The following is a 21,868-nucleotide window of genomic DNA, read 5'->3' as shown; positions in this document are numbered from 1 at the left end:
AACCTAAAATAAAAGTGCGGGGCTTTGCTCTTTTACGCCTTTGTTCAGATTCGGCCTGCCGACGGAATAATAGATGAAGGAAGTATCCGCGAGCTCTTCTTCCGTGAATTGATTTCTGCCATCGATAAGAACAGGCCGCTTGAGCAGCGTCTCCAGTCTCGAGAGCGGGAATTCTCGGAACTCGGCCCACTCCGTAAGCAAGCAGAGAGCATCCGCTCCGGAAGCGGCTTCTTCCGCCGAGGAGCAGTAGCTGACATCCGGTTCATCCAGCAGGCTGCGGAAGTTGTCTTGAGCGACAGGATCATAAGCACGGATTTTTGCCCCTTTGTTCAGCAGGGCCTGAATGATTTCGAAGGCCGGCGCATCGCGCACGTCATCCGTCTCCGGCTTGAAGGCCAGGCCCCAGATGGCGACCGTTCTGCCGCCCAGATCGCCCAGAGTCGCTTCCAGCTTCCGGATGACGTTGAACCGCTGATCGCGGTTCACATCCACGACCGACTTCAGCAGCTTGAATTCGTAATCCACATGTCCGGCGATCTGAATGAGAGCTTCGGTATCCTTGGGGAAGCAGGAGCCGCCATACCCGATGCCGGCCTTGAGGAAGGACGGCCCGATCCGATTGTCGTATCCCATGCCTTCCGCCACCAGCGTCACATCGGCTCCGACCTTCTCGCAGATGTTGGCGATTTCGTTGATGAAGCTGATCTTTGTCGCCAGGAAGGCATTGGAGGCGTACTTGATCATCTCCGCGCTGCGGATATCCGTGACCAGGATTTTGTCCGTAAGCGGTCGGTGAAGAGCCTTGAGCCGCTCCTTCGCCATGACGCTGTCAGCGCCGATGACGATTCGATCCGGGTTGAGCGTATCCCTTACTGCAGAGCCTTCGCGCAGGAACTCGGGGACCGAGGCGATATCGAAGTGATGGATCGAGTATTCAGCCAAAATGGAACCGATTTTTTCATTCGTCCCTACCGGAACCGTGCTCTTCGTGACCACGATTTTGTAGCCGTTCATCGCCATCGCGATTTCTTGCGCGGCTTGCTTGATATAGCTTAGATTCGCCTCGCCGTTCGGAAGAGACGGCGTGCCTACAGCCAGTATCACGATATCCGACTGCTGGACGGCAGCGACCAGATTCGTCGTGAAGCTGAGCCTCCCTGCCTCGGTGTTCCGTTCGATCAGCTGCTTCAGCCCCGGCTCGTAGATCGGCACCTCGCCCTGCTTCAGCATCTCGATTTTGGCCTCGATCTTATCGACGCAGACCACTTCGTTGCCGAGCTCGGAGAAGCATACTCCCGATACGAGGCCGACATAGCCCGTTCCAATGACAGCCAGTTTCATCTCTTTATCCGCTCCTTATCCGATATGCTGCACATACTGCAAAATGTCTTCCCAGCTCATGCACAGCCGGACGATATCCTCCTCGACCAGCTCCTGGCCGCTCTGGACTTCGATCATCTCCAGATTCGTGACGGCTCTGACGCTATGCATCATTCCTGCCGGAACGAGCACCACATCACCCGGAAGAAGCTCCCGATGCTTGCCGTCCAGGATGAGCTCGCCGCGGCCGGAGGTAATCGTCCACACTTCGCTGCGCCGGGTATGATACTGATAGCTGAGATTCTTCCCTTCCGCTATGCGGATCCGCTTGGTCAGCACCTCGCGGCCGTCGTCGTACTTGACGTAGTCGACCACCTTGTACAAGCCCCATCGCCGCTCTTCGAACATGGGACGCTGATCCTGGCCTCCGTTGACGTCCTTGATCCGCGAGCTCACAGACTTCTCCGATACGAGAATGCCGTCCGGGCTGGCCGCCACTACGATGCCGGAAAGGCCCATGACCGTGATGGGAATGTCCAGCTCGTTGATGAGATGGGTATCCTTGCAATCCTGCGTGACGATGCCCTTGCCGATTACGCGATCTTCCATCTCGTCGGTCAAGGTGTTCCAGGTACCCAAATCCCTCCACACGCCTTGATAAGGCGTCACGACCATGCGGTCCAGCTTCTCCACCACTTCATAGTCAAAGCTGTTCTTGGGCAGCTTGCGGTACTGCTTCACCATCTCGTCGTAAGAGATCGGGAGATTCAGCGAGATAAGCAGGTTGATGATCCGGTCCAGCCGAAATGCAAAAACCCCGCAGTTCCAAAGCGCTCCCTGCCCGATCAGAGCAGCGGCTTCTTCCCTTAGGGGTTTTTCCTTGAAGCTGTTCACCTGTTGATATTTATGCTCGGCATTTCCGGATTCACGAGGAACGATATAACCGAAGTTTTCGGAAGGGTGATCCGGTACGACACCGATCAAGGCGAGCTCGGCATCCGTTTCCTGAATCGCCTCTTCCAGCTTCCGTATGGATGCGTAAAAGGAGTCATCCACATAGGGATCGACCGGCATCACCGTGACGACTTCATGCAGAGATACGCCCACGACCGAATACAGGTAGACAGCAGCCAACGCGATAGCCGGGAAAGTATCCCTTCGCTCCGGTTCCACAATGATCGGAACGGCGGCTCCCAATTGGCTCTGCAGCACTTCGACTTGAGAGCGGCTGGTTGCGATATAGCTGTCTCCGGCCAGGCCTGCTTGTGCCAATTGCCTCCACACCCGCTGCACCATAGACTCATTCGCTCCGTCCTCCCGCTTGAGGAGAGGGAGAAATTGCTTGGAGCGCAGATCATTGGAGAGCGGCCATAACCGCTTACCCGATCCGCCCGACAGCAGTACCGTTTTCATCGTTGACCTCCTTTGATTCCAGCGCCAGGAATTCCTTCAAGCCTTCTCTCCAGTTCCTCATGGCCGGGAACCCGTTCTCCGACAAGGATTGGTGCCGCAGAACGGAATAGGCCGGCCGCTGAGCGGGACGAACGAATCGACTGCTGTCTACCGGAGCAAGCTCTACCTTCAAGCCGGCTTCCTCAAAGATCACTTGGGCGAATTCATACCATGAACAAGAACCGGAATTAGACACATGATAGGTTCCATAGCGATCGGTTTGAATCAATCTCCAGATACTCTCGGCCAAATCGACCGTAAATGTAGGGCTCCCGAACTGATCCTCAACGACGGTCAACGGTTTCCCTTGACGGCCCAGAGTCAGCATTGTCTTGACAAAGTTAGAGCCGTGAAGGCCGTATACCCATGAGGTGCGGACAATAAAATAACGTTTCGTCGCAGCCTTCACAAGCGTTTCCCCTAACAGCTTAGAAGCGCCGTATACGTTGATCGGGTTCGTCGCCGCAGATTCGGGAATCGGCTCGTCGGCAGTTCCGTCGAACACATAATCCGTACTCACGTACACCAGCTTCGCCCCAACGAGTTCAGCCGCTTCCGCCAGATATCCGGATCCGCGGCCATTCACTTGCTCAGCCAGCTCACGCTCCGTCTCGGCTTGATCCACCTTGGTATATGCACCGCAGTGGACAATAATGTCCGGCCGCAAGGCTTCCACAACCTCCAGAACTTCCCCGCGATTGGTGAAATCCAGCTTCTCTCGGCCGAAGGCGTGGACTTCATATCCCGCTTCCGACAAGAGAGAGGCCATATCCGTACCCAACTGGCCTCTGGCGCCTGTTACGATCACCCTGGTCTCAACCATGCGCAACGGGCTGCCTATACCGGATATCGTAGCTTTTGAGATATTGACCCGATTGGATATCCCTCCACCATTTCTCGTTAGCCAAGTACCAGTCGATCGTTTCCACAATTCCGGTCTCAAAGGTGTACTTAGGTTTCCAGCCAAGCTTCGTTTCCAGCTTCTCCGGATCGATGGCATAACGGCGGTCGTGGCCTAGACGGTCTTCCACGTAAGCGATCAGATCCTTGGATTTGCCCAGGCGCTCCAAAATCAGCTCCACGATCTGGAGGTTGGTCCGCTCGTTATGGCCGCCAATATTGTAGACCTCGCCTGGAACGCCCTGGTGCAGAACCAGATCGATAGCTGCCGCGTGATCCCTCACATGCAGCCAATCCCGGATATTGAGCCCATCCCCGTAGACAGGAAGCTGCATGTTGTCGAGAGCGCGGGTAATCATAAGCGGAATCAGCTTCTCCGGGAAATGATATGGCCCATAATTGTTGGAGCAGCGCGTAATATTGACATTCAAGCCATACGTTTCATGGTAGGCGCGGACAAGCAGATCGGCCCCTGCCTTGCTGGAGGAGTAAGGACTGTTCGGAGCGAGCGGCGTCTCCTCCGTGAAGTATCCTGTTTCCCCCAGGGAACCGTACACTTCATCCGTAGAGATCTGAATATACTTGCTTATTCCGTACGCTCTTGCGGCCTCCAACAGAACCTGTGTCCCGGAAATATTGGTCGTCACGAAAATTCCGGGATCGCTTATGCTCCTGTCCACGTGAGACTCGGCTGCAAAATTGACAATTGCGTCGATGCGGTGTTCTCGCAGCAGATGCCGGACAAGGGCTTCATTGCAGATATCGCCTTTCACAAAATAATAATTTCCGCTCTCATCGAGATCCGACAAGTTATCCAGATTGCCTGCGTAAGTAAGCTTGTCGATATTCACGATCCTGTACTCAGGATGTTCTTCATGCATATGGCGGATGAAATTGCTGCCGATAAAACCAGCGCCGCCTGTGACCAGTAGGTTCATCTCTCTACAACTCCCTAAAAGTTATGTTCAGCTTCGTGAATTCCAGGATGGATCTTATCCTTATCCGAGAGTACGACTCGATCGGTAGGCCAATCGATTCCAAGAGCCGGGTCATTCCACAGAATGCCGCGGTCATGCTCCTTGGAGTAGTATTCATCCACCTTATATACAACCTGTGTATTGGAGACGAGGGTACAGAAGCCATGAGCAAATCCGCGCGGCACGAGAAGCTGACGCTTATTCGCTTCGCTGAGAATGAACCCTTGCCATTGCCCATACGTAGCCGAACTCTTCCTCAGATCCACCACCACATCATAGATGGCTCCGCTGATCGCACGCACCAGCTTGGTTTGGGCCTTTGGATTCAGCTGATAATGAAGCCCGCGAAGCGTTCCCGCCTCTTGGGATAAGGAATGGTTGTCTTGGATGAAGTTATGCTCGATTCCCGCTGCCCTGAATTTCTCTTCATTGTAGCTTTCCGTAAAAAAGCCCCGATTGTCACCGAACACATCGGTCTCGACAATCAGGACTCCCTCGAGCTTGCTTGGTATGATTTTCATCTTGGGTCCGATCCTCTCTACACGGATGCCAGCTTGCGGCCGAAGTTCAGATCGAAGGTATGGTTGCGGACAAGCTCATTGGCATGGGCCCAGGACTCATGCGTACCCGCATCCGTCCACCATCCATCCAGTACATCGTAGGTGAGCGAGCCTTGCTGGATATAAGCATTGTTGACATCCGTGATCTCCAGCTCGCCGCGTCCGGATGGTTGAAGACCTTTTACGATCTCAAATACATCATTGTCGTACATGTAGATGCCGGTTACTGCCATCGAGCTCTTCGGCTGCTTCGGCTTTTCTTCGATAGACCGTATCAAGGTTCCGTCCAGCTCAGCAACGCCATAACGCTCCGGATCGTGAACTTCCTTGAGGAGAATCTTGGCCCCTCTGCCTTGACGCTTGAAGTTCTCCACAAATGGCTTCATGTCATCCTGGAAGACATTGTCGCCAAGAATAACCGCCATCGGCTCGCTTCCAATAAAGCTGCGCGCCAGTCCGAGAGCTTGCGCGATGCCTCCAGCCTGATCCTGCACTTTGTAGGAGAAGCTGACGCCGAATTCATATCCGCTCCCCAAAAGATTAACGACATCGCCCATATGGTCACGTCCCGTGACAATGAGGATGTCGTCGATTCCAGCTTCTTTCAGTTTGTAGATCGAGTGGTAGATCATCGGATATTGGCCAACCGGCAACAAATGCTTGTTGGTCACCTTGGTTAAGGGGTAAAGCCTGGATCCTGTTCCGCCTGCTAGGATGATGCCTTTCATAGAAATCCCTCCTAGAAATTCACTTGCTTCTTATTCTTCTTATTTAGTAGCAATTCATAAAATTCCATTGATATTTTTCTGTTAAATATTAAATTAAGGAAAAAGTAGAAGACTCCTGAAATGCAAATTGTAATAAATAAATTCAAAGTTTGATCGATTACAATATTATCAAAAAAGTATCCCACCAAAAACATACATATTGAAATTAAAAAAGGCTTTAATACAGAATAAATATATTCCTTTAAACAATCGCCAATTAATCGTTTTACAATGAAAAAGTAATTTAAAATAAATAATAGCCCTTGTCCAATTACCAATGACCAGCACATACCGATAATTCCATTAACGGAAGATCCGATATACAAAGAAGGCACAAGTGAACACATTGTGATTAACGTCCAATAAAATCCTAAATCTGCTCTCCCATTAGAAACAGTCAGTGTAGTATTAGGACTTATGGTTGAGCGCAACAGCCCCATTAAACTTAAGATCTGTATGATTTCAATAGCTGGAGACCATTTTTCTCCAAAGAAAAGAGGGATAAAAAGAGGTGCCACAAGTATAAAGCCAAAGTATATAGGAAAGTTAATTACGCTCAAATAATTAACAATACTTAAATATCCTTTCTTCAATTTATCTTTGTCATTTCTAACTCTCGAAAATAGTGAAACAGCAATATTTGTAACTATTGGATTTATTTTTAGAACAGGTATTATTATTAATTGATAAGCGAAACTATAAAAACCTAGAACTTCTGTACCATATATCTTTCCTATAATCATTTTATCAATATTAGTACTAAAGAAATGTACTGTTTTTTCTCCGATCTGAAAGGCTCCAAAAGCAAGATTTTCTTTTATATCATTAAAATTAAAATAGAACGCATGTCTCCATTTTCTCCCTCCATAAAAGCAAAGTAAAAGTGCTTTTATGACCGAAATGGTCATTTGCCCATAGACTAAAGACATAACATTAGGATTAATAACAGCAGTAATAATTGCAACAAAGAAACCGGAGAAGTTACTAATCATGTCTATTTTCGCTAAGAAATTAAAATGAAGATTTTTTTGAAAGAGGACTTGGAATTGCTGGCCAAACGGAATAATCAAAAAAACTATCGAAATCATAATCAACGGGAACGTCAACCGCGTCTCATTATAAAAGAATGAAATTATAGGAGCAGCAGCTATAAGAATAATGGTTACGATTAATCCCGAAAAAAGATTGGCAAAATATAAGCTAGATAGATTTTTGGAATTTAGGTCATCGCGTGCTAAAATGACGTTTGATATACCTGCATCGCTGTAAATATTGGCAAAACCAAGAACAACTTGAATGATCCCCATTATCCCAAAATCAACTGGACTTAATATTCTTGACAATATGACTAGCTGAAGAATTTGAATTGCTGAAACAGTCAAAGTAGATAGTGATGTCCATTTGGAACCTTTCATTCCTTCACTTTTTAAACTCATCACATCACCTTATTCAAGAATAACCCCATGCTGCTCTCACGGTTTATTACTTTAAGCCAAAGCTCTGCATTAATCTCATCAGTATAAATACTCTTGGTTTTTTGAAAAGATCTTTCTGCAAACAACTCAATTAGCTCTGGATTTACTATTAACTTCTTCAACTCAATAATATATGCTTCACTATCGTCTACAGGCTCGATTAGTATTCCATCTACATTATGAGAGATAATCATGCTTGGACCTACTGATCGAGATGCGATAGGCACACAACCACAAGCCATTGCTTCAATTAGTACAATTCCAAATAGTTCTTCCCACTTAGGATTATTAATTTGAGATGGTAAAATAAGTATATCATTCATCTTATACATTTTTGCCAATTCATTTTGATTGCTAAATTGACCAAAGTATTTAATGTTACTATTTCCAAGAGACTGATTTATAACTTCATCTCTTAATTCTCCCTCTCCAATTATATTCCAATTAATTTGCATTCCATTATAAACTTTGTAACGATTTGCTAGATCTAGAATAATGCGAATTCCTTTTTCTGGTATCAACCGACCTACATAAAGAATATTCAGTTTATTCTCTTCTCTTTTTAATCTGTCTGTAATATTGAAACACTCAGGATTAATACAGTGCGGAATAACGGTAATATTATTGGTATACTGCTGTAATCCTTTTTTCACTTCTTCGGTTACAGCTACAGCATTTATATTTGATAAAAAGATTCGCCAAGCTTTTAATTGGTTTTTTAAATAAATTTTCCTTGGATATCTAGATAAATCCCAATATGGCCAAGAAGAATAGTAAATTACATTATGATTAAACTTTATTAAGAGTAAGAAATAGATTGAAATATGATAAGGAGCTGCGCCAATTATCACATCCTTATTTCTTGTGAAAGACAAATAAAATAAGAACATCATGTTCCTAAATGTCCTTATTACATTTTCGATATTTTTATTTCTAATAGCTTTGTACATCATATTAAACACTGAGAATTCAATCGATATAATTTGATCAAACATTTTATTTTCTTTGTTCATATAATATAATGAATCAAAATGTCTTGGAGCACCAAATTCATGCAATATATATAGCTTTTTATTCATTTTATAAACCCGTCCCTAATACTAAAAATTTGACTTATTATAAATCGGATGTTTACCCATTTTGAATTCAAAACTATCTTTTAAGGCTTTAAATATGTACCAAACTCTTTCTTTTTTTCGATTTTGCCTCTTTATAAAAACTAATACTAATTTGTATAGAAACTTTAAGAGTAAGAAGAAAAAAGCTGTAAAAACTCTATAAGAAGGTTGGGTATTCTTTATTAAAGCAAATGCATTTCTAACAGTGTAATATGATATGAAAGGTGATGGATTTTTTTCTCCTCCAGATGATGCCGACACCTTATGAAAGACCACCGATTTAGGAATATATACCGTTTTCCAACCTGCTTTTTTAATTCTAATGTTCCAATCAGTTTCTTCGTAATATAAGAAGTAGTCTTCTTTCATTAACCCTACTGTATCTAATACTTTTCTTTGTACTAATAGACTACATCCTGTAATATACTGACTGTCTTTTTCAATGTTGAATTGATTATATATATCTTCTCTTCCCATTCCAACATGCCCAACTTTTCCGGTAAAGAGGTTTACCTTACCTCCGGCAAACCATATTTTATTAGTCCCGTAATATAATATTTTCGAACCAGTAATACCTATTTTATCGTCTTTTTTTAATGCTAAAAGTAATTCGCTTAATGCATCTTCCTTTACGACAGTATCAACGTTAAGTAACCAAAAATAATCATATCCCATCTTTAGTGCAGCATTAATTCCGATGTTGTTTCCACCAGCAAAACCAAGATTTTCAGGGGACTTAATTAATGTAATTTTTGAATCTGCAGTAAAAACATCATTGAGCAAACTCCAAGAGTTATCCATAGAATCATTATCAATTAAAAATATATGAAATTGTGAGTGTATCATCTTTTTAAGTGATTCTACACAGTCATAAGTATCCTTAAAGCTGTTCCAATTAAGCAGAATTATTGCTACATTATCTTGCATACACTTCATCCTTTTCGAAAGAAGGGTTAATATTTAATTGATGTTCTTTATATTCCTTCGTAATAATATTGTAGAATTCTTCTTTAAATCTCTCGACAGAGAATCTCTCTGCATTAACTCTGCAATTAATTGGATTAAATTTTGTTATATTCTTTTCAAAAACCCTCACTGCTTGGATTATTGATTCTGTATCGTGAGAATCAAAAAATATTCCAGTAGGATTCTTTTTCCCTAATTCAATAACTGTTTCTGTAGAACCGCCTTTCCCAAATGCAATAACAGGAGTTCCACAAGCTTGTGCTTCAACTGGAGTAATCCCAAAATCTTCTTCTGCTGCAAAAATAAAAGCTTTAGCTCTTTGCATGTGCTCTCGTAATATTTCAAAGCTTTGATAACCCAACATTTTTATATTGGAATATCCATTAACAATTCGAGCAATTTTTTTAAAATCTGGTCCATCACCAATAATGATTAACTTTTTATCAGCCATCTCAGTAAAAGCCTGTGCAATCAAATCCATTCTTTTATAAGGAACCATTCTGGAAGCTGTCAGATAAAAATCGCTTTTCTCCAAACACAACTCAAAATCCTCAACATTAACTGGTGGATATACAACTTGTGATTCACGGTTATATACTTTCTTTATTCTTCTTGAAATAAATCGAGAGTTAGAAATAAAAAAATCGACACCATTAGAGGTGCGATTGTCCCATAATCTAATTTTGTGCAACAAATATTTAATAACAATTGACTTGAATCCTTTATTATTTCCAGACTCTTTCAAGTATTGATGTTGTAAATCCCATGCGTATCTTATAGGCGAATGGACATATGAGATATGCAGTTGATCAGGCCCTGTAATTACTCCTTTAGAAACTGCGTAAGAACTAGAGATGATTAAATCATATCCAGATAGATCTAATTGCTCGATAGCAATAGGCATAAGCCCTATATAACTTCGGTAATATTTTTTCGAGAATGGTAGCTTTTGAATGAAAGTGGTAGTTACAATTTTATTTTTAATAAAAGTTCTATTCTCACCAAGAAAATCAATCGTACTAAATATATCGGAGTTCGGAAAAAGTTCCACGAATTGTTCTAAAACTTTTTCTGCCCCCGCATATGTTACAAGCCAATCATGGATGATTGCCACTTTCATTTAACTTCACTTCCTTTAAAGAGTATTGCAAGATTATTAGGGCCGTAATATGAAATCACTTTAGGTTTCTTTTCATAAAAATTTTTTTTCTTTCCGTTCATAGCTAATCCCAAAATCATAAATGTAATCATCCCCATTTGCTCCCAGTAAAGAAAATCAAATGTTAGTCCATTAAAAATTATTGCCATTAAAACAAAGTGAATCCATTTATTCTTTTCTTTAAAATTAATGATTATTGAATAGCCTAGAAGTATAAAGAACAACAATAAGCCTACTAATCCAAAATCAATTAGATTAGATAAGAAAACATTATCTATAACGGGGAAGCCATCTTTAGGGGAATTTTTATCTAATAAATCTAGTGATCCACCAAATCCATATCCAAATACAAAACTTTTTAAATCATTTGTAGAATTATCAATGGTCCAATTAACCATGTATGATCTATGACTGACCGAAAAGTCAGACGACGAGGTCTCAGAAAACCTATTTATAATATCATTTCCTATCGGGGAAACGACTAAAATAAAAATCAGTAGAGCTGCTGTAACTTCTTTAGTAAACACTTTTTTTGTTTTAACAAATAAGAGCATTATTAAAATGACAATTGCAGCAGAAATCCATGAGCCTCTTGAGTAAGTAAGGGTTAATGAAATAGCTGTTAAAATAAAACTCAACAAACTCAACACTATTTTTTCTTGTCTTAAGATATTAAAAAAACCACAAACTAGACAAATCAACAATAATGCTCCCAATACTACGGGATGCCCTATACTTCCACTTACTCGCCCATCTAATAAAGCTTCATTAAGACCATTAGAGCTTGTTTTAATTTCCTTAAATCCAGAAATGTCCAATTGAAATGGATTAATAAAAGTTGAGTATAATATGAACAAAGATTGAATCAGTCCTGATATCATTATTGTATTTTTTATGGTTTCAGTTTTCACTTCATTAAACAAATATGAGCCCATAATATAAGGTATTATAATAATAATAACTAAATTTGCTAACCACGAAATGGAAAAGAAATTTAACATTGAAAATAGTATAAATAAATAAAAGATAATATCAATTCTCTTTATACTAATTCTCCGACTTTTAATGATACTCATAGCAATGAGGATTATAAAAACAATTATTACAAGTGTTCTATTTACGGATAGCTCTCCATATTGAAATTTAAGCACTTTTATATTAGGGAAATTTGTTAAGAATAGAATGACGATAACACTTAGAAATGTTGATATTCTTCTATATGTTGATTTTTCAGACAACATTGGTTTCCACCTACCTCAATAAGCATCCTTTGAACCAAAAAGCAACCTTACTGTACGCAAGAGAATTTGTATATCAAATTTGCTGCTTCTTTCCTGTATGTACCGAATATCCAGTTCCACCATCTCTTTAAAGCTCAGCTGGTTCCGTCCGCTCACCTGCCACAGCCCTGTGCAGCCAGGCGTGACCTTCAGCCGCTGCTTGTCATAAGCCGTATACTCGGCAACTTCCCTTGGAAGAGGCGGCCGCGGCCCTACGAGCGACATATCCCCGCGCACGACATTCCACAATTGCGGAAGTTCATCGATGCTGGTCTTCCGGATGAATCTGCCGATTCTCGTAATTCGCGGATCATCCTTCATCTTGAACATGGCGCCTTGAATTTCGTTCTTCTCCAGCAGATCAACCAGCAGTTCCTCCGCATTGGATACCATCGAACGGAATTTATACATATGGAATGGCCGCTCTCCCTTGCCGACCCGCTTCTGGGAGAAGAATACCGGCCCCTTGGGATCCTCGATCTTGATCGCGATGGCGAGCAGAAGAAAGACCGGAGTCAGGAAGATCAAGCCAATCGAAGCGGCCACGATGTCCATCGCACGCTTCATCATCAGATAACCCGTCAAATTCCTTTTGTTTTCCGCTGCGTAGGAGGAGTAGTAGGCACTCGATTCCAAGACAGCTTCCGCTTCCTTGCGGTTCGGGTTCAAACTCATCTTCGATCACCCCAGCTTGATTGGATTGGTTTTATTGGAGTACTCTTCAATGAGCTCTTCAAGGGCGGTCAGCAGCGGATGCTTCAGCTCATCATTGCGCAGCGCGAAATCGATCGTCGTCAGGATAAACCCGAGCTTCTCTCCGACGTCATACCGTTTCCCGTCAAAATCGAAGGCATATACGCCTTGAGACTCGTTCAGCTTCTGGATCGCATCGGTCAGCTGGATCTCTCCGCCGGCTCCGATGTTGTGTTCGCCAAGATAATCGAAGATTTCAGGTGTAAATACATACCGGCCCATGATAGCCAGATTGGAAGGCGCTTGCCCCTTGGCAGGCTTCTCCACGAATCTCTTGACTTGAACGAGGCGGCCCATCGTTTCGAGCGGATCCACGATGCCGTACCGGTCCGTCTGGTCGATGCCCACTGTCTGCACGCCGATGACGGAACGGCCTGTTTCTTCGTATTGCTGCATCAGCTGTCTCGTGCAGGGAACCTCACCCTGTACGATGTCATCGCCGAGCAGGACGGCGAACGGCTCGTTGCCGATGAAGTTGCGCGCGCACCAGACCGCATGGCCGAGTCCCTTCGCTTCTTTTTGCCTTATGTAATGGATATCCACGTTGGAAGATTTCTGCACCTCGCTGAGCAGGCCGAGCTTGCCCTTCTCCATCAAGCTGTGCTCCAGCTCGAAGGCGATATCGAAGTGGTCTTCTATCGCTCTCTTGCCCTTGCCCGTGACGATGATGATGTCTTCGATGCCGGATTGAACCGCCTCCTCCACAATGTACTGGATGGTCGGCTTGTCGACGATCGGCAGCATTTCCTTCGGCATCGCCTTGGTCGCGGGCAGGAACCGGGTTCCCAGACCCGCAGCCGGAATAATCGCTTTTCGAACTTTTTTCATACCGTCACCTATCCTTATCCTTTTTCTCTCTGGCTCTTCTAGTCCTATCCTTGGGAAAATGCCAAAAAAACGGGTCATGTTCTCGTTGTAAGCGGAAACATAACCCGTTTTTCTGCCATTTAGTTTGTAAAACCGGGGCATTAAACCCCTCCTCACACCGTACCATCGACGATTCACGTCTAAGGCCCACTCATGAGCCCACAGCACGGCCGAGTGCCTGCAGTGATAAAGGTGCAGCAGGCCTTACCTGAAATTTGGAATTGGAAGGAATCCGCGTTACTTTGCTTCTTTGGTTCCGTAGTAGTAATAGGTGTACTTGTCGCCCTTCCGGCTCTTCATGTTGTTGAGGACGACACCGAGAATCCGGGCCTGCACATGCTCCAGGTTGCTTTTGGCTTTGCGGACAAGCTCGCTCTTGACCTTGCCGGCTTGGACGACGAGGATGACGCCTTGGCAGAGAGAGGAGATAATTAGCGAATCCGTCACTGCGAGCACGGGCGGCGTATCAAAGATGATGACGTCGTATTGAGCCTGCAGCTCCTGCAGGAGAGACTTCATGCTATGGGAGGCCAGCAGCTCGGATGGGTTGGGAGGGATCGGTCCGGATGGCAGCACATCGAGCTGCTCGACATGGGTGTCCTGGATCGCATCGGCCCAGCGGCATTGGCCGGACACGACCGTCGACAATCCGACCCGGTTGGATACCGAGAATACCTGGAACACCGATGGCTTGCGAAGATCGGCATCGATCAGCAGCGTTTTTTTGCCTTCTTGGGCATAAGTGACCGCGAGGTTGGAAGCCGTCGTGCTCTTGCCCTCGCCGGGATTGGCCGAAGCGACCATGATGACCTTGATCGGTTCATCGAAGGAAGAGAATTGAATGTTCGTGCGCAAGGTGCGGTAGGCTTCCGAGATCGGAGATTTCGGCTCGTAATAGGTGATGAGGCTGGATTCACTGGTTGAGCGTGGCATAGGAGCCCTCCTTGACCGGACTTGGCTTGGATGAAGACGGCTTGCGGGACTTCGAGCCGTACTTGTCGATCTTCGTAATCTGGGTCAGCATCGGCAGCTCGAGCTGAGTCTCTACATCCTTCTCCGTCTTGATCGTGTCGTCCAGGTAATGGATCAGGAAGACAAGTCCGACCGACAGCATGAACGAGACGACGAAGCTGATGAAGATCAGCACGATGGGACTGGTGTTGATGCTCATGGCCGCCGCATCCGGATTGGCCTTGTTGAGAATGTTCACGTTGTCGACTTTCATGATGGAAGGATTCGTTTCTTTGAAGGTTTGGGCGATGGCGTTGACGGCCTTGGCCGCCTGAGGATAGGAAGTGCCGGTGAAGGAAAGATCCATGACTTGCGATTCTGCCGAGGAGCCTACGCCAAGCCCGCCTCTCAGTTCATCTGCCGACATCTTGAGATCGGGGTACTTCTCCACGACTTTGTCGAGTATGGCCGCAGACTGAATGATTTCCTTGTAGGAGTTGATGACGGTGATATTGGTCTGCATCGTGCTGAGATCCAGCATCGACATTCCCTGGTATTCGAATGCCTGATTGACGATCAGCTTGGCGGATGCGGAATAGACTGGAGTTGTATAGAAGAAGCTTTTGAATCCTGTCGCCAGGCAGGCGACGAGGACGATGGCGGTGATCAGCCACTTGCGCTTGCCCATGATTGTCAAGTATTCTTTAAGTTCCACGTTGTCGAGCCTCCGTCATATAGAAATGGTTCACTTCCGATAAATATAGTGGACTTTATAAGGATGCCGGGCCGGCTGGCCGCGCAGCAGCCAATCATTCAATCCGCGGATCCATTCGAGACGGCTGACGGATCGGCCGGTAATGTCCAGCTCGTAATGATACAGATTGCCGGACTTGGCTCTGGATCCAACCGTGCCGGTGATGAGGTACATTTGCCGGTTGAGCATGAGGGTGAGGGTGAGCCGGTAACCGTTCTGGACGGGGAACAGCAGCGTGGTGGAGAATTCCATCCGATCCGGGCTCATAGTATGTAACAAGACTTTGCGCGATCGGGATTGAACCGCCCTTCCCCGAACTTCGGAGATGCGGATATCCCCAAGAAGCTTGCGGCCCATGCGCGCCTGACTTAATATGTCAGATCCGGGCTCCAAATTACGACGGACGACCATCCTTCACCTCCGACAAAATGCTGCTGGCCAGCATGAATAAAGGGGATTTGATTCGGGAATCATGGCATATATATGATACAGAATGTATCTTTAACATCTCCAACTTTACGATACAATTCGTAACATGTCAAGCGATTTTCCATCCCTGATTTCAAAAATGCGACTATTCGTAGCAAATCATCCATAACGCTCATTTCCGTATTAAACTGGGTTATATAGAGATCTAGGAGGTACCTAATGGACATTGGAACTCGGATCGCGAGACTAAGAGAAGAACGAGGCTGGACTCAGGAACAGACCTCTGTAACGCTCGGAATTTCCCGCGCGGCCTTGTCTCATTATGAAAAAAACCGGCGGGAGCCGGATACCGATACGCTGGCGAAATTTGCGGATTTATACCATGTATCCATCGACTATCTGGTCGGAAGAACCGACAATCCCGCCGGTGTTCTCGATGCGGGGGTTGGAGAATTCGTCTCCAGCCTGGAGCTGTCCGATCAGGAAATGCTGGAGAAATTCGCCTTTTCCATCGACGGCCGCAAGCTGACCGCTGAAGAAGCGAAGAGATTCATCGCCTTTATCCGCGCCGAACGCTCCATGAGGTGAAAATGCCCGCTGAAATGCTGAAGCCCGCCTGTATGCAGGCGGGTTTATTTTTTGATTTGACCCGGTTGTCCGCTGCGTTAGGTTTAAAGTAGCGACAATTCCATGACCCTAAGGTCCCTGTTTCGACAATTATCAACCAAAATTATCCAAACTTGTCCTTCAGATTCCGACAGCTTTTGCGTCATGCGTCATTTATACTATCTACTATGTTCCCAAGTAGAGATAATAAATGAGAGAAATGGGAGTGGGTTGAACAATATGGTAACCAATCATCAAGACGGCAATAAGCTACCTCCTCGGGTAGAGCTGGATGTCAGGCTCATTCTGGAACAGCTCGGTATCGACAGCGAACTCGCCATTCAGCGCATCTTCAAGGACCATTCCGCCCCCACGTCGCAAGAGGAGAAGAACAAATAGCAAGCTCTTCCGCGCCTGTCGGCCCTTCTTGCCCAGCCTCTCCCATCAGCCCAGCCCCCCAGCTGAAAGAGCCAAATAGGCCTGAATGATACATATGAGCGTTACAGCATGTATAGTTACAATAGGTATCATAACCTGCAAAAAAGGGTAAAAAAAGAACCGGCATCCTCCAATTGGAGGATGCCGGTTCCTGCTTTTGCTTCGGATCAGTTGCCGCCTACACGGGCAAGCTCGCGCATGTTGGCTTCAAACGCCGCCAGAAGAGCATGCTCGCCCTCCAGGCCGTCTTCCTCTTCCGCCTTGCGGATCTGCTCCAGCATGCGCTTGTAGTCCTTGGGAATGACGCGGACGAAGCTGTCCAGAGACTGCTCCCAATCCGCAAGCAGGCGCTCGCCTACGGCGCTGCCGGTGTACGAGACATGGGCTTCGATCAGGGAGCGGAGCTCCGCGATGTCTTCCTCCGCCTCGACTCTCTCCAGCAGGACCATCTCCATGTTCACTTGCTTGTAGAAGGTGCGCTGCTCATCGAGCACATACGCCACGCCGCCTGACATGCCGGCCGCGAAGTTCCGTCCCGTGCCCCCCAGCACGACGACGCGTCCGCCTGTCATGTATTCGCATCCGTGGTCGCCTGTACCCTCGATAACGACCTTCACGCCGCTGTTCCGTACCGCGAAGCGCTCTCCGGCGATGCCGCGGATGTAAGCCTCGCCGCCGGTAGCGCCGTAGAAGGCGGTGTTGCCGATAATGACGTTGTCCTCCGCCTTGAAGGTCGCCTTCGGCGACGGAGCGACGATGATCTTGCCGCCCGAGAGGCCTTTGCCGACGTAGTCGTTGGAGTCCCCTTCAAGCGTAAGCGTAATGCCCTTCGGCACGAAGGCGCCGAAGCTCTGGCCGGCTGAGCCGGTGAAGCGAAGGCTGATCGTGTCTTCCGGCAGTCCCTTGGCTCCGTAGCGGCGGGTGACCTCGCTGCCCAGAATCGTGCCGATGACTCGGTTCGTATTGCCGACCTGGAACGAGGCTTCCACACGCTCGCCGCGCTCAAGGGCCGGCGCCGCCGCCGGCAGCAGGCTCTGCATGTCGAGCGTCTCTTCGAGCCCGTGGTTCTGCTGCTGCACGTTGTGGCGGGATGCGCCATGCGGCACTTCCGGGATATGCAGGAGCGGCGTCAAGTCGATGCCGCGCAGCTTGTAATGATGGATCAGTTCCTTGGACTCCAGCAGATCCACGCGGCCGACCATCTCGTTGACCGTGCGGAAGCCGAGCTCCGCCATGTACTCGCGCATTTCCTGGGCGACGAACGTCATGTAGTTCACGACATGGGACGGATCGCCCATGAACTTGCTGCGCAGCTCCGGATTCTGCGTCGCAACGCCGACCGGGCATGTATCCAGCTGGCAGACGCGCATCATGACGCAGCCGAGCACGACGAGCGGAGCGGTCGAGAAGCCGAACTCCTCGGCGCCCAGCAGAGCGGCGATCGCGAGGTCGCGGCCGTTCATGATCTTGCCGTCGGTCTCCACGACGACGCGGTCGCGCAGGTTGTTGAGCATGAGCGTCTGATGGGTCTCGGCAAGGCCGAGCTCCCATGGCAGGCCCGCGTGGCGCATGGAGTTCATCGGAGAAGCTCCCGTGCCTCCGTCGTAGCCGCTGACGAGAATGACGTCCGCGCGGCCCTTGGCGACGCCGGCCGCGATCGTGCCGACGCCGACCTCGGATACGAGCTTGACGTTGATGCGGGCGCGCGGATTGGCGTTCTTGAGGTCATGGATCAGCTCCGCAAGATCCTCGATGGAGTAGATGTCATGATGCGGCGGCGGCGAGATGAGGCCGACTCCGGGAGTGGAGCCGCGAACCTCGGCGACCCAAGGATAGACCTTGCGTCCCGGAAGCTGTCCGCCCTCGCCCGGCTTGGCGCCCTGCGCCATCTTGATCTGGATCTCGTCGGCGTTGACCAGGTAGTTGCTCGTGACGCCGAAGCGGCCCGAAGCGACCTGCTTGATCGCGCTTCGCCGGGAATCGCCGTTGGCATCCGGTATGAAGCGCGCCGGATCCTCGCCGCCCTCGCCCGTATTGGACTTGCCGCCGATGCGGTTCATCGCGATGGCCAGGCTCTCATGCGCTTCCTTGCTGATGGAGCCGAAGGACATCGCGCCGGATTTGAAGCGGCTCATGATCTTCTCCACGGAATCGACTTCCTCGATCGGCACCGGGGTGCGGTCCTTCTTGAAGTCGAGCAGCGAGCGCAGCGTCAGGAACTTGCGGTCCTCGCCCTGAACGAGCTCCGAGAACTTCTTGTACAGCTTGTAGTCGTTCGAGCGGGAAGCCATCTGCAGCGTATGGATCGTCTGCGGGCTGAACAGATGGTCCTCCCCGTCCTTGCGCCACTGGTACTCGCCGCCGGAGTCAAGCTCCTTCTCGGCGCCTTCCTGCTCGGCGTAGGCGCGGTTGTGGTGCTTCAGCGTCTCCTCGGCGATGATGTCCAGGCCGATGCCGCCGATGCGCGACGGCGTCCAGGTGAAGTATTTGTCGACGAGATCTTCCTTCAGGCCGACCGCTTCGAAGATCTGGGCTCCGCGGTAGGATTGGATCGTGGAAATGCCCATCTTGGACAAAATCTTCAGCACGCCCTTGGTGGCGGCCTTGATGAAGTTCTTCACGGCCTTCTCGTGCGTGACGCCGCGCAGCATGCCCTGGCGGATCATGTCGTCGAGCGTCTCGAACGCCAGGTACGGATTGATCGCGCTCACGCCGTAGCCGAGCAGCAGCGCGAAGTGATGCACCTCGCGCGGCTCTCCGGATTCCAGCAGGAGGCTGACGCGGGTCCGCGTTTCGTTGCGGATGAGATGGTGATGCAGGCAAGACACCGCGAGCAGCGCCGGAATCGGGCAGTTGTCGCGATCTGAGCCGAAGTCGGACAGAATGAGGACGTTGTGGCCCTTGGCGATGACGCGGTCAGCCGCCTCGCACATCGTGTCCAGCGCCTTGCGCAGCCCTTCCTCTCCGCCGTCGGCAGGGAAGAAGATCGGCAGCGTGATCGACTTGAAGCCCGGGCGGCGCACATGGCGCAGCTTGGCGAAGTCCTCGTTCGAGAGAATAGGCGACTCCAGACGGATCTGGCGCGCGCTCTCCGGCTCCGGCTTCAGCAGGTTGCGCTCCGGACCGAGCGAGGTGCCGGTCGCGGTGATGATCTCCTCGCGGATGGCGTCGATCGGCGGATTGGTGACCTGGGCGAACAATTGCTTGAAGTAATTGTAGAGACGCTGCGGCCGTTCGGACAGGACGGCCAGCGGTGCGTCGTAGCCCATCGAGCCGATCGGCTCCACGCCGCTCGAAGCCATCGGCTCCAGAACCTTGCGAAGATCCTCGAACGTATAGCCGAACGATTGCTGGCGCTGCTGCACCGTCGCATGCTCGAGCTCCGGCAGCTCCGGGGCGTCCGGCAGATCGGCGAGGCTGATGAGGTTCTCGTCGAGCCATTCGCGGTAAGGGTTCTCCGCGATGATGCTCGCCTTGACCTCTTCGTCGGAGACGATGCGGCCCTCCTTGGTGTCGACGAGCAGCATCCGGCCCGGACGAAGGCGGTCCTTATAAAGGATGTTCTCCGGCTCGACGTGCACGGTGCCCGCTTCGGAGCCGAGGATGATGACATCGTCCTTGGTCACGTAGTAGCGCGCCGGGCGAAGGCCGTTGCGGTCGAGGATCGCTCCGATCTGCGTGCCGTCCGTGAATCCCATCGCGGCTGGGCCGTCCCACGGCTCCATCAGGCAGCTGTGGTATTCGTAGAACGCTTTTTTCTCGTCGCTCATGTCCTCGTGGTTGGACCAAGGCTCCGGCACCATCATCATCGCCGCATGCGGCAGGGATCGGCCGGCCAGGTACAGGAACTCCAGCGTATTGTCGAACATGGCCGTATCGGAGCCGTCCGGATTGATGATCGGCTTGATCTTGTCCAGATCCTCTCCGAACAGCTCGGAGGCGAACAGCGACTGGCGGGCATGCATCCAGTTGACGTTGCCGCGCAGCGTGTTGATCTCGCCGTTGTGGATCAGGTAGCGGTACGGGTGGGCGCGCTCCCAGCTCGGGAACGTGTTCGTGCTGAAGCGGGAGTGGACGAGCGCAAGCGCCGTCTCCATCGCTTCGTCATTGAGCTCCACATAGAAGGAGCGGACCTGCTCCGTCGTCAGCATGCCCTTGTACACGATCTTCTTGCTGGAGAGGGACGGGAAATAGAACATGTCTCCGCCTTCTTCGCCGGCATAGCGGATCGCAAGCTCGGCGCGCTTGCGGATCACATAGAGCTTGCGCTCGAATGCCAGCTCTTCCGAGAGCTCCGCGCTGCGAGCGATGAACACCTGGCGGACGAACGGCATCGCCTTGCGGGCCGATTCTCCGAGCTTCTCGTCGTTGGTCGGCACGGTGCGCCAGCCGATCAGCGACTGGCCTTCCTCGGCGATGATCGTCTCCAGCTTGTTCTCAAGCCGTTCCCGCACGGACGGGTCCTGCGGCAGGAAGAGCATGCCGACCGCATAAGCGCCTTCAGCCGGGAGCTGGATGCCTTGGGCGGACAGCTCGCGCTTGAAGAAGCCGTGCGGGATCTGCAGAAGGATGCCTGCGCCGTCGCCGGTGTTGGGCTCGCTGCCCTGGCCGCCGCGGTGTTCCATGTTCTCCAGGACGGTGAGCGCCTGGCGTATGATGGTATGGGATGGTACTCCCTTGATGTTCGCCACAAATCCCATGCCGCAAGCGTCTTTTTCGAACTGCGGATCGTAGAGGCCTTGTTTCGGCGGCAATCCAGTCATTTTCCTGTTCATCGGATGCAACCTTTCTGTCGGAGGATAGATATAAGAACGGACAGCAGGCAGAAGGTCCTCCGTATACGGTTCGGATGAAGGCGGCCGAAATGTATAAAAATGCATACGAATTCATATTCAAGCTTGGCTGTCCAGTTGTTAACTTGGCAGAAATAATCGGTCACGGCATGGAGCTCAGGAAGCGGAAATACACTCCGGAAACGATAGTTATTCGTTGATTTTATCATCCTGAACGGGGCTTATCAATGTAATTCTTTTTATAAACCTGATTATTAATATCGTTCATTATCGCCCGCACGCCTTATCAGGCAAGGGTTTGGG

Annotated in this window: 19 protein-coding genes; 2 read left to right on the top strand and 17 right to left on the bottom strand. The window is 49.0% G+C overall.

The genetic code is table 11. The annotated features are described in order from the left end of the window. Window positions 1-3 precede the first annotated feature (3 nt). From CIC07_RS06275 to CIC07_RS06200, 16 genes are all read right to left on the bottom strand, one after another. Entirely contained in the window at window positions 4-1,341 is a 1,338-nt protein-coding gene (locus CIC07_RS06275; protein WP_076359421.1) for a UDP-glucose dehydrogenase family protein, read from the bottom strand. A gap of 15 nt (window positions 1,342-1,356) precedes the next feature. Continuing rightward, a complete protein-coding gene (locus tag CIC07_RS06270) occupies window positions 1,357-2,733 on the bottom strand; it encodes a sugar phosphate nucleotidyltransferase (RefSeq protein WP_076359420.1) in 1,377 nt (458 codons plus the stop codon). Further along, window positions 2,699-3,595: a dTDP-4-dehydrorhamnose reductase gene (gene rfbD, locus CIC07_RS06265; protein ID WP_076359419.1), complete on the bottom strand. Its 897-nt coding sequence runs from the start codon at window positions 3,593-3,595 to the stop codon at window positions 2,699-2,701. The genes CIC07_RS06270 and rfbD overlap by 35 nt, the downstream gene beginning before the upstream one ends. Then, a complete protein-coding gene (rfbB, locus tag CIC07_RS06260) occupies window positions 3,588-4,610 on the bottom strand; it encodes a dTDP-glucose 4,6-dehydratase (protein WP_076359418.1) in 1,023 nt (340 codons plus the stop codon). Before rfbB ends, rfbD begins: the two co-directional genes overlap by 8 nt. Before the next feature lie 14 nt (window positions 4,611-4,624). Further along, window positions 4,625-5,170 (bottom strand): dTDP-4-dehydrorhamnose 3,5-epimerase, encoded by a 546-nt coding sequence (gene rfbC / locus CIC07_RS06255; protein WP_076359417.1) that lies wholly within the window; start codon window positions 5,168-5,170, stop codon window positions 4,625-4,627. Between the two features lie 17 nt (window positions 5,171-5,187). Beyond that, window positions 5,188-5,937, bottom strand: a complete 750-nt coding sequence (locus CIC07_RS06250) for a sugar phosphate nucleotidyltransferase (protein ID WP_076359416.1) — start codon at window positions 5,935-5,937, stop codon at window positions 5,188-5,190. Between the two features lie 11 nt (window positions 5,938-5,948). After that, window positions 5,949-7,412, bottom strand: coding sequence for an MOP flippase family protein (locus CIC07_RS06245; protein ID WP_076359415.1), 1,464 nt, complete (start codon window positions 7,410-7,412; stop codon window positions 5,949-5,951). Next, window positions 7,412-8,530 carry a glycosyltransferase family 4 protein gene (locus CIC07_RS06240; RefSeq protein WP_083688676.1) on the bottom strand — a complete coding sequence of 373 codons (1,119 nt, stop codon included), beginning with the start codon at window positions 8,528-8,530 and terminating at the stop codon, window positions 7,412-7,414. Before CIC07_RS06240 ends, CIC07_RS06245 begins: the two co-directional genes overlap by 1 nt. Before the next feature lie 21 nt (window positions 8,531-8,551). Next, window positions 8,552-9,496, bottom strand: a complete 945-nt coding sequence (locus CIC07_RS06235) for a glycosyltransferase family 2 protein (RefSeq protein WP_076359413.1) — start codon at window positions 9,494-9,496, stop codon at window positions 8,552-8,554. After that, window positions 9,486-10,655 (bottom strand): glycosyltransferase family 4 protein, encoded by a 1,170-nt coding sequence (locus CIC07_RS06230; RefSeq protein WP_076359412.1) that lies wholly within the window; start codon window positions 10,653-10,655, stop codon window positions 9,486-9,488. The genes CIC07_RS06235 and CIC07_RS06230 overlap by 11 nt, the downstream gene beginning before the upstream one ends. Then, window positions 10,652-11,935 carry an O-antigen ligase family protein gene (locus CIC07_RS06225; protein ID WP_083688674.1) on the bottom strand — a complete coding sequence of 428 codons (1,284 nt, stop codon included), beginning with the start codon at window positions 11,933-11,935 and terminating at the stop codon, window positions 10,652-10,654. The genes CIC07_RS06230 and CIC07_RS06225 overlap by 4 nt, the downstream gene beginning before the upstream one ends. A 15-nt stretch (window positions 11,936-11,950) precedes the next feature. Then, the gene (locus CIC07_RS06220; RefSeq protein WP_076359410.1) at window positions 11,951-12,649 is read right to left on the bottom strand and encodes a sugar transferase; all 699 of its coding nucleotides are present in this window, start codon (window positions 12,647-12,649) and stop codon (window positions 11,951-11,953) included. 6 nt (window positions 12,650-12,655) lie between these two features. Further along, window positions 12,656-13,555 (bottom strand): UTP--glucose-1-phosphate uridylyltransferase GalU, encoded by a 900-nt coding sequence (gene galU / locus CIC07_RS06215; protein WP_076359409.1) that lies wholly within the window; start codon window positions 13,553-13,555, stop codon window positions 12,656-12,658. Window positions 13,556-13,831: 276 nt separating this feature from the next. After that, window positions 13,832-14,527, bottom strand: a complete 696-nt coding sequence (locus tag CIC07_RS06210) for a CpsD/CapB family tyrosine-protein kinase (protein WP_076359408.1) — start codon at window positions 14,525-14,527, stop codon at window positions 13,832-13,834. After that, window positions 14,508-15,260, bottom strand: coding sequence for a YveK family protein (locus tag CIC07_RS06205; RefSeq protein WP_076359407.1), 753 nt, complete (start codon window positions 15,258-15,260; stop codon window positions 14,508-14,510). The genes CIC07_RS06210 and CIC07_RS06205 overlap by 20 nt, the downstream gene beginning before the upstream one ends. A gap of 30 nt (window positions 15,261-15,290) precedes the next feature. Beyond that, window positions 15,291-15,551, bottom strand: a complete 261-nt coding sequence (locus tag CIC07_RS06200) for a hypothetical protein (protein WP_076359406.1) — start codon at window positions 15,549-15,551, stop codon at window positions 15,291-15,293. Between the two features lie 396 nt (window positions 15,552-15,947). Between CIC07_RS06200 and CIC07_RS06195 the strand changes: the two genes are divergently transcribed. Then, window positions 15,948-16,316: a helix-turn-helix domain-containing protein gene (locus tag CIC07_RS06195; RefSeq protein ID WP_094248356.1), complete on the top strand. Its 369-nt coding sequence runs from the start codon at window positions 15,948-15,950 to the stop codon at window positions 16,314-16,316. Window positions 16,317-16,574: 258 nt separating this feature from the next. Then, a complete protein-coding gene (locus CIC07_RS06190) occupies window positions 16,575-16,733 on the top strand; it encodes a hypothetical protein (protein ID WP_157742028.1) in 159 nt (52 codons plus the stop codon). Between the two features lie 206 nt (window positions 16,734-16,939). Here CIC07_RS06190 and gltB read toward each other — a convergent pair whose 3' ends face one another. Beyond that, on the bottom strand, window positions 16,940-21,547 hold the full coding sequence (gene gltB / locus CIC07_RS06185) for a glutamate synthase large subunit (RefSeq protein WP_094248355.1): 4,608 nt from the start codon (window positions 21,545-21,547) through the stop codon (window positions 16,940-16,942). Window positions 21,548-21,868 lie beyond the last annotated feature (321 nt).

Source organism: Paenibacillus sp. RUD330 (assembly GCF_002243345.2).
Taxonomy (GTDB): domain Bacteria; phylum Bacillota; class Bacilli; order Paenibacillales; family Paenibacillaceae; genus Paenibacillus_O.
The sequence above is the reverse complement of the archived record's forward strand: the minus strand, read 5'-3'. Positions and strand labels throughout refer to the sequence as shown.

Coding starts and splice junctions, on each gene's coding strand:
- CIC07_RS06275 (WP_076359421.1), bottom strand. CDS start 1,341: ATGAAACTGGCTGTCATTGGAACGGGCTATGTCGGCCTCGTATCGGGA.
- CIC07_RS06270 (WP_076359420.1), bottom strand. CDS start 2,733: ATGAAAACGGTACTGCTGTCGGGCGGATCGGGTAAGCGGTTATGGCCG.
- rfbD (WP_076359419.1), bottom strand. CDS start 3,595: ATGGTTGAGACCAGGGTGATCGTAACAGGCGCCAGAGGCCAGTTGGGT.
- rfbB (WP_076359418.1), bottom strand. CDS start 4,610: ATGAACCTACTGGTCACAGGCGGCGCTGGTTTTATCGGCAGCAATTTC.
- rfbC (WP_076359417.1), bottom strand. CDS start 5,170: ATGAAAATCATACCAAGCAAGCTCGAGGGAGTCCTGATTGTCGAGACC.
- CIC07_RS06250 (WP_076359416.1), bottom strand. CDS start 5,937: ATGAAAGGCATCATCCTAGCAGGCGGAACAGGATCCAGGCTTTACCCC.
- CIC07_RS06245 (WP_076359415.1), bottom strand. CDS start 7,412: ATGAGTTTAAAAAGTGAAGGAATGAAAGGTTCCAAATGGACATCACTA.
- CIC07_RS06240 (WP_083688676.1), bottom strand. CDS start 8,530: ATGAATAAAAAGCTATATATATTGCATGAATTTGGTGCTCCAAGACAT.
- CIC07_RS06235 (WP_076359413.1), bottom strand. CDS start 9,496: ATGCAAGATAATGTAGCAATAATTCTGCTTAATTGGAACAGCTTTAAG.
- CIC07_RS06230 (WP_076359412.1), bottom strand. CDS start 10,655: ATGAAAGTGGCAATCATCCATGATTGGCTTGTAACATATGCGGGGGCA.
- CIC07_RS06225 (WP_083688674.1), bottom strand. CDS start 11,935: ATGTTGTCTGAAAAATCAACATATAGAAGAATATCAACATTTCTAAGT.
- CIC07_RS06220 (WP_076359410.1), bottom strand. CDS start 12,649: ATGAGTTTGAACCCGAACCGCAAGGAAGCGGAAGCTGTCTTGGAATCG.
- galU (WP_076359409.1), bottom strand. CDS start 13,555: ATGAAAAAAGTTCGAAAAGCGATTATTCCGGCTGCGGGTCTGGGAACC.
- CIC07_RS06210 (WP_076359408.1), bottom strand. CDS start 14,527: ATGCCACGCTCAACCAGTGAATCCAGCCTCATCACCTATTACGAGCCG.
- CIC07_RS06200 (WP_076359406.1), bottom strand. CDS start 15,551: ATGGAATTCTCCACCACGCTGCTGTTCCCCGTCCAGAACGGTTACCGG.
- CIC07_RS06195 (WP_094248356.1), top strand. CDS start 15,948: ATGGACATTGGAACTCGGATCGCGAGACTAAGAGAAGAACGAGGCTGG.
- CIC07_RS06190 (WP_157742028.1), top strand. CDS start 16,575: ATGGTAACCAATCATCAAGACGGCAATAAGCTACCTCCTCGGGTAGAG.
- gltB (WP_094248355.1), bottom strand. CDS start 21,547: ATGAACAGGAAAATGACTGGATTGCCGCCGAAACAAGGCCTCTACGAT.